Source organism: Synechococcus sp. UW140 (genome assembly GCF_900474295.1).
Taxonomy (GTDB): domain Bacteria; phylum Cyanobacteriota; class Cyanobacteriia; order PCC-6307; family Cyanobiaceae; genus Synechococcus_C.
The window spans coordinates 140,769-155,597 of record NZ_UCOB01000014.1; the positions used below are offsets into that span (position 1 = coordinate 140,769).

The 14,829-nt window shown below is 58.8% G+C and carries 16 protein-coding genes; 4 read left to right on the forward strand and 12 right to left on the reverse strand.

The features are described 5' to 3' along the window. Positions 1-29: 29 nt before the first annotated feature. The gene (locus DXY10_RS05680; protein WP_170955712.1) at positions 30-764 is read left to right on the forward strand and encodes an alpha/beta fold hydrolase; all 735 of its coding nucleotides are present in this window, start codon (positions 30-32) and stop codon (positions 762-764) included. A 23-nt stretch (positions 765-787) separates the two neighbouring features. Here the strand turns inward: DXY10_RS05680 and DXY10_RS05685 are convergent, their stop codons facing one another. Both DXY10_RS05685 and hisG read right to left on the reverse strand, forming a co-directional pair. Further along, positions 788-2,608 (reverse strand): ABC transporter ATP-binding protein, encoded by a 1,821-nt coding sequence (locus tag DXY10_RS05685; RefSeq protein ID WP_115017044.1) that lies wholly within the window; start codon positions 2,606-2,608, stop codon positions 788-790. After that, complete coding sequence (gene hisG / locus DXY10_RS05690; protein WP_115017045.1) at positions 2,608-3,261, reverse strand: ATP phosphoribosyltransferase; 654 nt, start codon at positions 3,259-3,261, stop codon at positions 2,608-2,610. Before hisG ends, DXY10_RS05685 begins: the two co-directional genes overlap by 1 nt. A gap of 29 nt (positions 3,262-3,290) precedes the next feature. Here hisG and gloB point away from each other — a divergent pair, with 29 nt between their 5' ends. Beyond that, the gene (gene gloB / locus DXY10_RS05695) at positions 3,291-4,076 is read left to right on the forward strand and encodes a hydroxyacylglutathione hydrolase (RefSeq protein WP_115017046.1); all 786 of its coding nucleotides are present in this window, start codon (positions 3,291-3,293) and stop codon (positions 4,074-4,076) included. Here gloB and DXY10_RS05700 read toward each other — a convergent pair. After that, complete coding sequence (locus tag DXY10_RS05700) at positions 4,073-5,227, reverse strand: ABC transporter ATP-binding protein (RefSeq protein WP_115017410.1); 1,155 nt, start codon at positions 5,225-5,227, stop codon at positions 4,073-4,075. The genes gloB and DXY10_RS05700 overlap by 4 nt on opposite strands. Before the next feature lie 88 nt (positions 5,228-5,315). Between DXY10_RS05700 and DXY10_RS05705 the strand changes: the two genes are divergently transcribed. Then, positions 5,316-5,714, forward strand: coding sequence for a Rid family detoxifying hydrolase (locus DXY10_RS05705; RefSeq protein ID WP_115017047.1), 399 nt, complete (start codon positions 5,316-5,318; stop codon positions 5,712-5,714). A gap of 63 nt (positions 5,715-5,777) precedes the next feature. Continuing rightward, entirely contained in the window at positions 5,778-6,002 is a 225-nt protein-coding gene (locus tag DXY10_RS05710; RefSeq protein WP_115017413.1) for a DUF3136 domain-containing protein, read from the forward strand. A gap of 4 nt (positions 6,003-6,006) precedes the next feature. Here DXY10_RS05710 and cbbX read toward each other — a convergent pair whose 3' ends face one another. The 9 genes from cbbX to DXY10_RS05755 form a co-directional block, all read right to left on the reverse strand. Next, positions 6,007-6,921: a CbbX protein gene (gene cbbX, locus DXY10_RS05715; RefSeq protein ID WP_115017048.1), complete on the reverse strand. Its 915-nt coding sequence runs from the start codon at positions 6,919-6,921 to the stop codon at positions 6,007-6,009. Beyond that, the gene (locus DXY10_RS05720; protein WP_115017049.1) at positions 6,905-7,159 is read right to left on the reverse strand and encodes a 4a-hydroxytetrahydrobiopterin dehydratase; all 255 of its coding nucleotides are present in this window, start codon (positions 7,157-7,159) and stop codon (positions 6,905-6,907) included. The genes cbbX and DXY10_RS05720 overlap by 17 nt, the downstream gene beginning before the upstream one ends. A 28-nt stretch (positions 7,160-7,187) precedes the next feature. After that, positions 7,188-8,318 carry a CO2 hydration protein gene (locus DXY10_RS05725; RefSeq protein ID WP_115017050.1) on the reverse strand — a complete coding sequence of 377 codons (1,131 nt, stop codon included), beginning with the start codon at positions 8,316-8,318 and terminating at the stop codon, positions 7,188-7,190. After that, positions 8,318-9,823, reverse strand: a complete 1,506-nt coding sequence (locus DXY10_RS05730) for an NADH-quinone oxidoreductase subunit M (protein ID WP_115017416.1) — start codon at positions 9,821-9,823, stop codon at positions 8,318-8,320. The genes DXY10_RS05725 and DXY10_RS05730 overlap by 1 nt, the downstream gene beginning before the upstream one ends. 10 nt (positions 9,824-9,833) lie before the next feature. Continuing rightward, positions 9,834-11,678 carry an NAD(P)H-quinone oxidoreductase subunit F gene (locus DXY10_RS05735; RefSeq protein WP_115017051.1) on the reverse strand — a complete coding sequence of 615 codons (1,845 nt, stop codon included), beginning with the start codon at positions 11,676-11,678 and terminating at the stop codon, positions 9,834-9,836. A gap of 112 nt (positions 11,679-11,790) precedes the next feature. Then, positions 11,791-12,432, reverse strand: coding sequence for a BMC domain-containing protein (locus DXY10_RS15075; protein ID WP_305791063.1), 642 nt, complete (start codon positions 12,430-12,432; stop codon positions 11,791-11,793). 43 nt (positions 12,433-12,475) lie between these two features. After that, positions 12,476-12,727: a carboxysome peptide B gene (locus DXY10_RS05745; RefSeq protein ID WP_115017052.1), complete on the reverse strand. Its 252-nt coding sequence runs from the start codon at positions 12,725-12,727 to the stop codon at positions 12,476-12,478. Further along, positions 12,727-13,035, reverse strand: a complete 309-nt coding sequence (locus DXY10_RS05750) for a carboxysome peptide A (protein WP_115017053.1) — start codon at positions 13,033-13,035, stop codon at positions 12,727-12,729. Before DXY10_RS05750 ends, DXY10_RS05745 begins: the two co-directional genes overlap by 1 nt. Before the next feature lie 2 nt (positions 13,036-13,037). After that, on the reverse strand, positions 13,038-14,828 hold the full coding sequence (locus DXY10_RS05755) for a carboxysome shell carbonic anhydrase (RefSeq protein ID WP_115017054.1): 1,791 nt from the start codon (positions 14,826-14,828) through the stop codon (positions 13,038-13,040). Position 14,829: the final 1 nt, after the last annotated feature.

Consider the following 14,829-nt stretch of genomic DNA (forward strand, 5'->3'; position numbering starts at 1 on the left):
GGCAAGGTGGAGATGCCAGGTCAGCTCTGATGTCCTCAACGCCTCTCGTCGTCGGCGCCCATGGTTGGCTGCTTAGCAAGAAGGTATGGACCCCTCTAGAGCGGCTCTGGGCGATGGCGCAGACGGCCAATCAGCCCCAAGGAGGCTGGAGCCTTTGGTGCCCAGACCTGCCTGGATTTGGGCAACGACCCCGACCCCACAGCCTGCGACCGACGCTTGCGGCCTACGGACGTTGGCTGGGGGATCAAGCCCTGAGCCAGGCTGCAGGACAACCGGTTGTTCTGATGGGCCACTCGCTTGGAGCCAGCGTGGCACTGCATGCAGCCCGTTATCTGCGCGAACGGGCCCCAGAGCAATGCAGAGGTGTGATCTGCATTGCGGCCGGTGGGGGCATTTATCAGCCGCGCCCCTTCCAAAAGCTGCGCCAGGGAGGACGATGGGCCGTCCGCTTGCGACCACCACTGCCGCTTGAGCTCGGTCCCTTCCAGGCAGAGCAGCGCGCGGCCCTTGGCCTCTTGGTGAATAGCACCTGCCGTGGGGCAATCCGTCAGATTCCACGTCTTGTGGCCGACCTCACCGTGGCCAGCCTCTGGATCAGCGGCAGCCGGGATCAAGTGATGGAACCCGGCTACGTCCGGCACCTCGCCGGTTACAGCCGACAGCACAGCCTTGTGATGCTTGAAAACTGCGGCCATCTGCCTATGCAGACCCACGCATCAGCCCTGAAGCAAGCCCTCGAGCCCTGGCTGAACGAACGACTCTGAGATCAACAGTTCGAACGCAGCCCTCAGAGCGTCGCCAAGCCTCGCTCTTGTAACTCCGCCAGTTCGGCATAGAGCCCTCCCAGCGCCCGAAGCTCCAGATGCGTGCCCTGCTCGATCACCTGTCCGCGGCGCAACACAAAAATGCGATCGGCCGCCTCCACCGTGGCCAAACGATGGGCAATGACCACAGCGGTGCGTTTCTCCAGCAAACGATCGAGATCCCTTTGCAGGGTGGCCTCAGTGGAAGGATCCATAAACGCAGTGGCTTCATCCATCACCAGCACAGTGGGATTGCGAATCGCCACACGGACGACTGCTAACAGCTGCCGCTCTCCAGATGAGAGGTTGCCACCACGCTCCCGCAAGGTGGTATCGAGACCTTCAGGCAGACGGTCCAAGAGGGGTTCAAGACCCAGGTCCCGGCAGATGTCGCCCAGGCGAGTGTCATCGATCGGCACATCGAGACGAAGGTTCTCTCCCACCGTGCCACTGAACAAGAACGTGTCTTGCAGCACCACTCCAAGTTGTTGGCGCAACTCCTGCATGGGCAGGTTGCGGATGTCCTGGCCATCCAGCAAGATCCGCCCCTGCTGTGGTTCATAAAGGCGACACAGCAAACGGATCACTGTGCTTTTGCCCGATCCGGTGGGCCCCACAAGGGCCACGTGCTCACCGGCAGCGATCCGGAAGCTGAGGTTGCGAAGAATCGGCTCGTCAGGTCGATAAGCAAAGCTGACGTTGTCGAACACCACCTCTCCGCCGAGGCCACGAGGGGAGCCAAGCTGGCTTAAGGGGGCAGGAGCGGAAACCTCAGCGCCGCGATCGACAATCTCCAAAGGTTCCTCCAGCAGCTCGCCGATCCGCTCGACGGCCGTGAGACCCCCCTGAATCTGGGTGAAGCGCTCAGCCAACTGGCGCAGGGGATCAAACAGCCGCTGGGAATAGAGGATGAATGTTGTGAGAGTGCCCAAACCCATGGCGCCGGCAGTGACCATCCATCCACCGAGAGCCAACACGATGGCCACGGCACCGAGGGCCACCCATTCGATGAAAGCGGAGATGCTGCTGTCGAAAAAGATGGTGCCGTTCACCGCCTGTCGGTAGGCCTGACCAGTGGCGTGAAAGCGCTTGCCGTTCACGGACTCCCGCCGGAACATTTGCACCACCTCCAGCCCCTGGAGGTTCTCCTGGAAATCTGCATTCAGCTGGGAAAGCTCCTCCCTGACGCGGTAATTGGCTTTGCGGTAGCGACGCTGCAGCCAAAGAATCACCAGCGTGACGGGAATCTGAGCTGCGAGCAGCAGCAGTCCCAGCCGCCATTCCACGAGCAACATGGTTGCCGCAATCACCACCAGAGTGACCAGGTCACCGAGCACGCCGACGGCACCACTTCCGAACACTTCGGCGAGGGCGTCGACATCACTGGTGAGACGCGTCAGGAGCTTGCCCACGGGCATGCGGTCGTGGAAGCGAACCGACAGGTTCATCGCATGGGCAAACAGATCTTGACGAATCCGGGCCGTCAGCCGCTGTCCCACAGCCTGGATATTGAAGGTCTGCACCCCTTGAAGGGCCAGACGCAGCAACACCGAACACAGCAACACAACCACGATCAGCCTGACGGCCACGGGGGTATCGAGCCCCTGAAGCAAAGGCAGCACGGATTCCTTCGTATCCCCTCCAAAGCGGCGCAGCACAGCAATCGCCTGGCCCACCAGTAAGGGCTGGATCGCCCCAGCAAGGGCCACAGGGATCAACAACACCAGAGTGAGGCTGAGGCGACGGCGGTCTCGACCGAGATAGCGACCCAGCCGCAAAACCCGTTGCAGGTCAGAACCTGCCATTAAGCCGTCACAACCGGAGTCGGGGTGGCAGCCCGCATCGCATCGATAATCTCGCCAAGCTCACCCCGATCCAGCCGCAGCGAAAGGGGGTGGCCCACCAATCGGGCCGTGGTTTGGAAGAGGTCTTCGATCGCAACCAAGCCGTTGTCTTTGAGTGTTCGGCCTGTCGCCACGAGATCAACAATCGCCTCGGCGATCCCGGTGATCGGCCCCAGCTCGACTGAGCCAGTGAGATGGACAAGCTCGACTGGGAGCTCCAAAGCGTCGAAATAAGCACGGGCACAACGGGTGAATTTGCTGGCCACCCGGCAATGGGGAGGGAGATCAGCAGCCCGCTGATAACCACTGCTTTCCTTGACCGCCACGGCCATGCGACAGCCCCCGAAATTGAGGTCCACCAACTGGGCAACAGGCATCTGGTGCTCGCGCAACACGTCGTAGCCGACCACTCCCAGCTGGGCCTGTCCATAAGCCACATAGACCGGAACGTCGCCGTTGCGCACGAGCAAAGCCCTGGCTCGCCCGCATTCGGAAGGGACCATCAGCTGACGGTTGTCGGGGTCGAGAACGGCGGAGAAGTCGAGGCCGGCTGCAGAGAACCTCGCCACCGATTCCTTCAACAGCGCCCCCTTGGCCAGAGCGACGGTGATCATGGACTGATGCGTCGACTTGGACTTTAACGATGCCCCCTTCCTCAACGGTGCTTGCCAACCCGATTCCGTTGAATGACGGCATTCACCAACTGCCGGTTCTTAACGACAACATCGTCTGGATTTGGGTGCGGGGCCAGTGGGCCGTGGTGGTGGATCCTGCTGTAGCAGAACCTGTGATCAGCTGGATTGAGACCCGTGGACTGAAGCTGGCTGCGGTGTTGCAAACCCACCACCACGCCGATCACATTGGCGGCACGCCACAACTGCTCCGGCACTGGCCGGACGCCGAGGTCATCGCTTCTGCAGCGGACCGGGAGAGGATTCCCTTCCAAACCATCTCCGTGCAAGGTGGTGACCGGCTCAGCCTGCTGGATCAGCAGATTGAGGTCATCGACGTGCCGGCGCACACCTGTGCGCACATCGCCTTTCTGCTACCAGCGGGCGGGAAGCCTGGTGATGATCCGGCCCTGTTCTGTGGCGACACGTTGTTCAGCGCAGGCTGCGGCCGATTGTTTGAAGGAAGCGCCAGAGACATGCACAAGGCCCTTCAACGCCTCGGGCTCCTGGCTGACACCACAAGCGTGCATTGCGCCCATGAATACACCGAGGCGAATCTGCGCTGGGCAGCGGAGCAACGCCCGCAAGATTCGCGAATCCGATCCCGCCTGGAGCACGTACAGACCTTGCGCCGCCGAGGCGATAGCAGCCTGCCGAGCACCCTGGCGATCGAGTGGGACACCAATCTGTTTCTGCAGGCGTCAGACCCCGACGAACTAGCAACGCTGCGCAGCCACAAGGATCACTGGCGCGGTTAAGTCGCTCCCACCAGAGCTGTTCGCTCGGGAAAAAGCAGAACGGTTTCATCCGGCCGAAGCGAAAGTCGGCAGCGTGTTCCTCGCCGATAGTCATGCTGCAGAGGGAGCCGGAGCCGGAGCTGCTGGCCGCCGGCTTCAACGCGATACAGCCATTCCCGGCCGAGGAACTCCCGACCCATGACGCAGGCATCACCATCTGGATCCAGGCGAAGATCAATCGCGGCTGGATCAACTAGCAACACGGGGTCTTCACGTCCAGGTCCCGTCGGATGCCCCTCCAGTGTCGAGTCAGGCTCTGCGCAGCGTGCCTGCTCAGGCGGGCCGAACTGAACAGCCTGCAACGGTCCCAACAGACAGTGCCAGCGGCCTGAGGCCTGCCGCTCCACAGGGAGAAGATTTCCCTGGAGGACGAAGCGACCCACAAAGGAAGAGGCTGGCGATTCCACCAGGGTGCGCGGCGTCGCGCATTGATGCAGAATCCCGTCCTGCATCACGGCCACCCGGTCACAGATCGCCAGGGCTTCGCCGGGATCATGGGTGACCAGCACTCCGGAGGTGCCACAGCGACTGAGGACAGCAGGCAATTCGCTGCGCAAACGCAGCCGCACCTCCACATCGAGGTTGGAAAACGGCTCATCCAGCAACACCACCGCAGGTGCAGGAGCAAGGGCCCTGGCCAGAGCCAGTCGCTGGCGTTGACCACCGGAAAGTTCATGGGGGTAGCGACGGGTGAGCCGCTCCAATCCCAGCAACTCCAGTAGCCAGGCCGCGCGGCTGGTGTCCTGGCCGCGCCGCAGCCCAAAACAGGTGTTGTCCCAAGCAGTGAGGTGGGGGAACAGGGCGTAGTCCTGAAACACCATGCCCACACCGCGACGCTCCGGCGGAATCCAGCGCTGAGCCGTAGCCACGGGCTGGCCATGCATGCGCACCTCTCCAAGCGAGGGCACCTCAAAACCGGCAATCAGTCGCAGCAAGGTGGTTTTGCCGCAACCGGAAGGTCCCAGCAATCCCACGAGCTCACCAGGCTCCAGTTCCAGGTCGATGCCCTGCAGCGTCCAGTCGTTATGGGCAGATCGATAGCGATGCCAAAGCCCTCGCACCTCCACCGGCGCGGCCTCAGCCTTGGGCTCCACCAGGGAACTGCGTCCCATCGAACTGTCTCTGGACACCGTCAAAGCGAATGGGTCCCCAGCATGAACACCGAGGGCGATGATGCAGTCCCCATTGTGCGTCCCAACCATGTCGCCCTCACCGACTCAGGCGATCACCACCGCTGCAGCCCCCGCCCCCGTCGGCCCCTACAACCAAGCCGTCAAGGCGGGCGACTGGCTGTACTGCTCCGGTCAGATCCCCCTCGATCCCGCCAACGGCTCAATGGTGGGTGATGGCGATGTGGAGGCTGAGACACGCCAAGTGCTCAAAAATCTCACCGCCGTTCTCGAAGCAGCTGGCACCGATGCCTCACGGGTCGTCCGCACCACGGTGTTCTTGGCCGATCTGAACGATTTCCAACGCGTCAATGCTCTCTATGCCGAGGTGTTTGGCACGGGCGTGAGTCCAGCGCGAGCCTGCGTGCAGGTTGCGGCCCTTCCCAAGGGGGCGAAAGTGGAAATCGACTGTGTCGCTTATCTGGGCTGAACCCAGAAAAACATGGGGGTCGACCAGCGATTGCATAAGTTGAGTAATGCGCTGCGAGACTCCATGGCCCAGGCCAAACTCACCATTGGTGAACTCGAAGCGGGATATCCCCTCTACTGCAAGGCCCTCAGACGCCTGCTGAAAGAGGGGCGAAGCATCGAAGACATCAAGAAAACGGTCTGCTGGGGTCACCTTGAAACCCTCAACCGCTGCTTGCCCGGGCGCTACAAAGCCCCCTCGTATCTCCTGGCCCTAATCCGTCGCGACCTTGAATCGCCAAAGGATTGATCTCTCATGGCAGTGGGGTGAGAGGGCGAGCCGGGTCCTGCCCCTCCACTTCACCTTGAAACACACGACTGCTGAGGATATCTGCTGCCGTGATTGTGATCAGATCATCGCGGCTGAGGCATTCACCCATCCGTGAGAACAAGCGATTGGCCTGGCGAAGACGCATGCGATCAATCGCATTACGAATCGAACGAGCATTGGCAAAAAATGGTAAATGACGTCGCCTAAAAATGTAGTCAGCAAAAGCCACTTTCGCCTGAACATCAAAACGATAAGCCTGCTTCTCCAACAACATCTGAGCGATCTCCATCAGCTCCTGATCGCTATAATCAGGAAAATCTACATGATGTGCAACGCGAGACTTTAGACCAGGATTAGACTGATAGAAAGCATCCATCTCATCCTTATAGCCCGCAAAGATGACCACAAACTCACTCCTCTGACGCTCCATATCCTGGAGAAGAATTTCAATTGCCTCCGCGCCATAATCCCTTTCGTTACCTGACTTATAAAGGTAGTAGGCCTCATCAATGAACAGCACACCACCTTGTGCACGCTTGATCATTTCCCGAGTTTTAGGTGCTGTATGCCCCACATACTGCCCAACCAGATCATCACGAGTCACCGTCACCACATGGCCTTTGCGCAGGTAACCGAGACGATGAAGGATCTGAGAAATTCTGACCGCAACAGTGGTCTTCCCAGTTCCAGGCCTACCTGTGAACGACATGTGCAATCCCGGCGCACCACAAGGCAGATCCAGAGCCTGACGCGCTTGTTCGACCAGAAGCAATGCAGCGATCTCACGAATCCGAGTTTTAACTGGGAGCAGACCCACCAAATCCTGATCAAGCTGCTCAAGCACTTCAGCCACGCCCGACTCGGCGTAGCGAGAGGCCAAATCAATCGAGGAGTTCATCCACACCCGCCGCGAAGGCGTGGTCGTCAGCCTGAAGGCAAGCCCCTTCACTCTCATCAAGGGGACGCAGGGTGATATTCACGTAAGTCCTACCAAAGCTGATATCAGGAAAGCGCTGCTTGTCTTCACTGAGGCTGCCCAACCGGTCAAGGAAATCACGGGTAGCGCTGTAGGTCTCGAACTCGAGCCGACGCTCAAGCCGAATTGGACGATTGCGTTCCTCCCATGCGTGCTTCACCGAGACCCCAACGCGAACTGTGGTGAACCTAGATCAACGCTTCACGACGGCAGCCCATCAGTCGCTCCGCCCAAGCTCTGGCGTGATCACGATTGGCCTGTTGGGCCTCCAGATCATTGCTATCGAGCGGATGGGGCATGGTTCCCGCGATGGCTCCGTTGGTGACACAGAACATCGACTTCTGAAAGCTCACGCAGATCTGAACATGGGCATCAACTTGGCCACGGCCATGGCTGTCGTACCAATGACTCAGTTCCTCGGGCAGATTGCGGAACATATCTTGCATGCAGAGGCTTGGTGGAATCCCTGCACCCATGCTGGGAATTGGATCGGCGTAAAGCGCTCCGTAGCGGAAACTGCCCTGATCGGGAGAAATCTGCTGGGCCTGAGCGTTGTAAGACACGGTGCCGAGAAACGGCATCCCCCGAAAGAACACCGCTTCCACATAAGGAACAGCAACATCGCCAAGGAAGGTGAGACCTGCCTCCGGCGGAAGCAGCCAGATTTGCTCACCTCCCTCGCTGACCTGATAGGTGATCGGATTGGCCGCAGCTGCTACCAGACCATCGCGGATGTGATGGACGACGTCATTGACACAGGCCACCTCACCAATGCGATAGCGGTGGGCCAAATCAATGAACAGATCACTCATCACACGCCAAAACAATCCAAGGGCGTAAATCGTGGTGAGCGATCGGATCGATTCGGGCGCGAAAGCAGGGAACAATCTGTTGACGACAGCCATCAATGGATCGCGACGGCAGCGCAATCGAATGATGCGATCACAGGCCTCAAGAAATGGCGCGGTGTCGAAGTAGGCATCCATGCCACCGGTGGCATGCCAGAACATCGCCTTTTGGCAGTACTCCGCGTATTCAAAATTGATGCGATCGCCAACCAAATGCTTCCACAAGCGTTCCAGAGAAAAACCCTCATGGAAGAAGCGCATGACGGGGAAAGGATTCAGCAACTGTGTTTCCCCCTGATACACAAGGTTCTTGCTGTAAGCATCAAGCACGATGCCATAACTCTCAAGCACATTCACCACCTGAAGAAGATGGTCTGGCGTATCCGCCAGCAGAGGCTCATCCGCCAGCAAACGGGAGATCAGCACATCGAGATCAGGGATCAAGGCTGTCTGTGTCTGGGTGGCAGTCATCAGGACAATCCTCCGGAAAACTGAGTGACGGCGATCTGACTCAGGCCTGTTGTGGCAGCTTCACTCAATCCAACCAACAAATGGGGAGCAAGACCGAGCACCAGAATCGATAAGGACAAGAGAATGGCTGGCATTTGCTGTCCCAGAGGGACAGGAAGCAACACCTTCGGATTGGGATCGGCCCCTGAAGCAATCGCCAGCCGGCCAAAGAATGCACGGTTGACCAGCAACAGGAAATACACAGCGGTGAGGCCAGACCCCACCATGCTCAGCAGGGTGGCCAGAGGGAACGCCTGAAGGCTGCCTCGGAAGATCAAAAATTCGGAGATGAAACCCGCCATGCCAGGGATTCCGGCACTGGCCATCACCCCAATGATCATCAGGGTGCCGCTCAAGGGCAGGCCTCTCTGCGGATTAAGCAAGCCGCGGAGCACCGTTAGATCGCGAGTGCCTGTGCGTTCGTAAACCACGCCCACTACAAGGAAAAGGATGGCCGAGATCAGCCCATGGCTGACCATCTGAAACAGGGCTCCAATCAGCCCCAGAGGGGTCGCCGCTGCTGCTGCAAGCAGCACATAACCCATGTGGCCAACCGAGCTGTAGGCCACCATCCGCTTCATATCGGTCTGGGCAATCGCTGCAAGGGATCCATACAGCACGGAAACCGCCGCCCAGCCAGCAAGCCAGGGAGCGGCGAGATGCCAAGCCTCTGGGAAAAGACCGAGGCAAAAACGCAACAACCCATAGGTTCCGAGCTTGAGGAGCACACCAGCCAGGAGCACCGACACAGGCGTGGACGCTTCGGTATGGGCATCCGGAAGCCATGTGTGAAATGGGAAGAGCGGAATCTTGATGCCGAATCCGATCAGAAGGGCTCCCATCAGCACCAACTGAGTGGCCATCGGCAGAGCACCAGGAACGATCGGATTCAGACCGAAATCAACGCTGCCGGTGAGCAGGGCCATGCCAAGGAATGCACCAAGAATGAGCATCCCCGACACAGCAGTGACGATGAGAAACTTGGTCGAGGCATAGGCACGGTTGCCCCCCCCCCAGACCGCGATCAGCATCCAGAGCGGGATCAATTCCAGTTCATAGAAGATGAAAAACAGCAGCAGGTTCTGTGCCAGGAAGGCTCCATTGACAGCACCGCTGATCACCAGCAGCAAAGCAAAGTAAATACGAGGTCGATTCTCAACCTGGCGAGAGGCAAGGGCCGACACCAGGCAGAGCACGCCATTCATCAGGACCAACGGCATGGAAAGCCCATCGACCGCCAGGGCGTAATCCAACCCGATGCTGGGGAGCCAGGCAAAGGTTTCAACGAGCTGCAGACCAGCCTCCGAAGCATCGAAGGGCACCAGTAGACCAACACTGGCGAGGCACTGAACAGACAGCACAACGACGCAAACGCGACGATAGAAATCAGAACTGCGATCACCCGGTAGAAGGGTGATGAGCAGGGACCCAAGGAAGGGAATTAAAAGGAGGAGGGTTAACAACATCATCAGCCGATCAACGCAAGAGCCAGCTCAACGAAGTGAGGAAGAGCAGAATCGCGGCGACAACCGTTAGCACATAGGTTTGGCTGCGGCCGCTGATGCTCAACTTGAGGCCCTCAGCACTCTGCAAGGAGAAACGGGCCATGCCATGGAGAAGACCATCCACCACGACCCGATCAAATGCGGAGGCTAGCTGTGAGAAGCCTGCCACCACATTGACAATCGTGATCCGATAGAAGCGCTCTGTATAGAAGTCGTAGGCGAGCAAATCCTGGAACCAGCGCAACCAAGGATTGATCGAGCGTGACCACGCTTTGCTCAGAGGCACAAGCGTGCCTGCGACCATCCCAACCACACCGCTTCCCACCACAAGAGCTGCTGCCCACAGAGGGAAAGCGAGTAGGCCGTCCAACGATTCCAGGCGAATCAGAAGAACAGGGGTAAGGATCACGATGACCGAGAGGGCAACCATCGGGAAGGCCATCTGCCAATTGACCTCCACTGCCCGTCGCGTCTTCAACAGCGGTTGACCGAGGAAGAGATGGCGAAACACCCGGGTGAGATTGAGGGCGGTGAGTGCATTGGTGAGCAGAAAAACAACCACCAAACCGGCCGAACGGCCACCGATGAGCTCCACGGACTGGGCCAAGCAGAGGAAGCCTCCAAGCGGGAGCAGTCCGACAAGTCCGGCAGAACCAACAAGGAAAGCACTCGTAGTCGCGGGCATGCGTCCTCCAAGACCACCCAATTCAGTGATGTCCTGGCAATTGGTGGCGGCGATCACACCGCCCACACTCATCGACAACAACGCCTTGGAGACGGCATGGGAGAACAGCAAAAGCAGGGCGAGCACAGGCACCTGCAGGGCGATCGCAATGAACACCAGGCCCAAATAGGCGGTCGTGGAATACGAGAGTGTCCGCTTGATATCCACCTGGGCGATCGACACCAGTGAGCCGCCGATGGCACTGATTGCACCGACAACCTGAAGGACAACAAGGGTGACCGGCGCATGCTGAAGCAAAGGCATCACCTTGAGAAGCACAATTGCGCCGCAGGTCACAACCACTGAGTTACGCAGAATCGAGGCTGGATTGGGCCCCTCCATCGCCTCATCTAACCAGAGGTGCATCGGGAACTGAGCACACTTGCCCATCGGTCCGGCAATCAGTCCAAGACCGATCAGGGTGGTGGCCAAAGGGGAAAGGCTGTCGGTCGCTGCCCAGGCATACAGATCGTCGAAGCCCATGACGCCAGCGAAAGCGGCGAGGGCAACAACGCCCATCAACAGCAACACGTCACCAACGCGCTTGGTGAGGAAGGCATCACGCGCGGCCGTGATGACCAACGGCTGGGCATACCAGAAGCCCACCAGCAAATAGGTGGAGAGGGTGAGCATCTCCAACAGGAAATAGCTCTGGAAAAGCGTGTCGCTCAGCACAACACCAGACATGGCCCCTTCAAAGAACCCGAGCAGGGCAAAGAATCGCGCCAAGGCCCATTCTTTGTCGAGATAGCCCAGGGAATAGAACTGAGACACAAGGCTGAGCCCCGTGATCAGCTCCAGAGCAACGACGTTGGTAAGCGAGAGGCTGAAACTGAGATCAAGCTGCAGATCGGCAACAGTCAGCCATGGGAAGTGAAGGGTTGCAGGTCCAAAGGCCATCACGTCCCTGAGCACAAGGCTGCCATGCACGAACGCAAGCAGCGTCAGAACAATGTTCAGATAGGCCGCCGGGCGATGGGCATCACGGCGAAACCAACCGGCAGCCCATGGCAGAGCAAGCAACATTCCTGTGAACCCATAGAGCGGGATCAGCCAGGACGTCTGAATGGGCAGGGTCGGATCCGGAGTCAAGGGAGTGAAAACTGCAATTGCAGCGGTGAGCCGAATTGGCAGGGGAATCTAAACTGCAAAGGTGAGAAATGACGCGGATGCATCCACGTCACCCCGAAAGGAGCTAACGGAGTCAGAGACGACGACGCGCTCCGGAGGCGATCAAGGCGGGCTCAACTTCTTCATGGGGACGGGCAATGATATGCGCGGCCACCAGACCATCTCCAACCCGCTCACAGGCATCTGCACCAGCACGGACAGCGGCGTTCACGGCGCCGGTTTCCCCACGCACCATCACGGTGACATAACCACCGCCGACAAATTCGCGGCTGATCAATTGCACTTCCGCCGCCTTCGTCATGGCATCGGCGGCCTCGATGGCAGGCACCACACCACGGGTTTCAATCATGCCCAGGGCAATCCCATGGGCCGAAGGGCTGGGGTTGGAGCTGGATGGGCGAAGCGCAGCGGTGCCACCACCTTTATTGGAGCCCCCAGAGCTGCGGCCAGCACTTGAGGAAGCACGAGCAGGCGTGGAGCGGCCGGAGCTGCGGCGAGTGGTTGCAGCAGTACTGGCACGACGGGTCGTCGTCGCACTGCTGCTGGAGCTGGTGGAGGCTGCGGGCACGGGGGTCACATCAACAGTTGTCTTGGCGGCAGAACTGGAAGCCGCAGTGGAAGCGCGAGCAGACGCTGCAACTGAGGTTGGCGTTGTCTTGCTGGTGGATGCGGATGCCGCAGCACTAGAGCGACGACGAGGGGTGGGGGTGGCCATGACAAGAAGAGGGGAATGGGATGGAAAAGGGAAAGGACTTCAGCTATCCATCCGGACTCCAGTGATCAATAATTCCGCCGATTGTGAGATCGGTGAGGACCGTGTTATCGGGACAGGCGTGCCTGGCCGCCGATCCGCTGGCCGTGAAAACCCAGTTTCCTTCTCGGGCACCGACGGGATCCACTGCCACCATCTTCTTGCCTTTGTTGTTCTTGAGAATGCGCAGGTGCATGTGATCCAAACCCGCCACGCGGTAGGAGCAGACCATGGTTCCCATTACCTGCATGATCTCCATCAACCAGCAGCTCCTTTGGGAGTGGAAGGAGTCGATGCAGCCGGGGGTGTGGTGGGCTTCGGCGGATCAGGATCCCAGTGATCAATGATGCCAACGATGGTCAGATCGCTGGGATAAGACTTACTGCCGGCGGCTTCACGGGCTGCAGAACTACTCACACAAATCACCCAATCACCAGGCTTGGCTCCAACGGCATCGACTGCCACTTTCTTGGTACTTCCATCAAGAACAACTTGAAGGTGCTTGTGCTCGAAATCAGGAATCCGATTAGTGGAAACGAGCGGCTTGATGACCTTGACGATAAGCATGATCAGTGCGCCTCCTGTTGGACAGGATCGAGGGTGGAACCTACCGCTTCGGCAGGTGTGGATTGATCACGGTCTCGAACCGTGAGCAGGGTATGAAGCAAACCATCACGCACGAGATCGGAATAACGCGTGGTGATCGCATCCTGAACACGATGACAATCAGCGATGGCACGCTGCCTGGCACCCGGGACCTTTCCGGAATAGTCGAAACGAATCACCACCGGGATAGGGAGATCGCGAGTGACATTAAGTCCTTTAAAGATCTTCACTCCCACATCCAAGTCAGGAGCTCCTTCCTCAACGGTGTCGAGGTGCGCGAAATAGGTGAGATTGCGCAGATGCACTTCCTTAAAGCCAATACCGACGCCAATAAAACGTTCAGAGTGACCAGCATCTGGATACGGACCATTGTGCAAGCTTCTGACGTAATCCTGCTGGGAGAAGTTGTTGATCAGCAGCTGACTGATGAAACGCACCATGCCTGGATCCGGTGCCTGAGGGCAATGGGTCTGAACAGACGCGGTCACAGCTTCAGAGGCCTGGGCGGCGGTGAGGGACGCGGTGCTTTCGTAAAGAGCCTGTGCACAAAGCCAGCGGTCGAGCTGGATCCCGCCATCACGATCGGGCACATGGACGCGAATCGCATCCGTATCGGTATCGAGCCCAATCAGCAACAGATCAACGGAGGCTCCACAGCAGAAGGTGTTTTCGACAGCTTCCCTGAAATCGTGGAGTCGCTGCAGGCCAGCACTGGCTGCCAGCGAATCATTGCTGCCGTGGGCTGCACATCCCTGATGGGTGGGATCGAGTGAACTGAAGTGGTAGGTGACCGTCTTCAGATAACGCGTCGGAGCATGGGCCTCGTTGGGAATGCTTTCGCGATAACGACGATGCTCTGTCTTCACCCAACGATTGACCGTGTTCTCCACATCGAACATCGCTCCAGCATGCGATCTGCGACGTACAGCACTGAAGGGAATGCGCAGGGCATAGGCGATTGAGTGGGCGAGACGCCCATCCGCGCAGGGCGTTACATCAAGAAGATGAAAGCCACAGTCGAGCAGAAAGGTATTAAAGGCATCGGAACGCGAGCTACCTGAAGCTCCTTGCAGCGGATCATCAAGAAAAAATCGCTCGCTGAAAGATTGATGCGACTGGAAGACACACCAAGCGAACAGAGCACGCATGTCCAAGGGGCAGACCCAGGACTTTTCAAGAATGTGGTCGGGAAGATCGAAGCCGAGCTCGGCACGGGTTAGACGCTGGGCCTGGGGCAGAAAATCGGGCTGATGCTGAAGCGCCGACACTTGCTGCAGTAGAGGCACAATGCGCTCGAACCTGCCCTTGACCTCGAGCTCATAGGCCTGGAGCCGTTCGTTTTCGACTCGGTCGGTGAGGGGGTGGAGTGCACCGGGAGCTCGACGGCTCACCAGGGTTGTAGAGAATCCCGTCTCTGGAGAACAGGAGGTGACTGACGTGACGGAACGGTCCTTACGACGCACCCAAACAGGCTGCTGAGCGCTCGAACGTCGCCTCTCCTGACCGGAGCGAATGCGGCCGCCACTGACGGAACTGCTGGTGAGCAATGCCGCTTTCCCTGAAGTGGTGAGCGCCTTACGTCGCTCAAGAGCCGCACTCCGAGTGGAGGACTGAACCGATTCACTCCCTGAGGTTTCAAGGGATTGATCGGATCCAGTCACTGTGGAGGGGAATAGGCCGTGCTGCATCTGCAGACGGGTAGGAGCCGTGGGGGCCTGGAGACGCCCGCTCCGCTTTGATTTGGAGCGCACCATG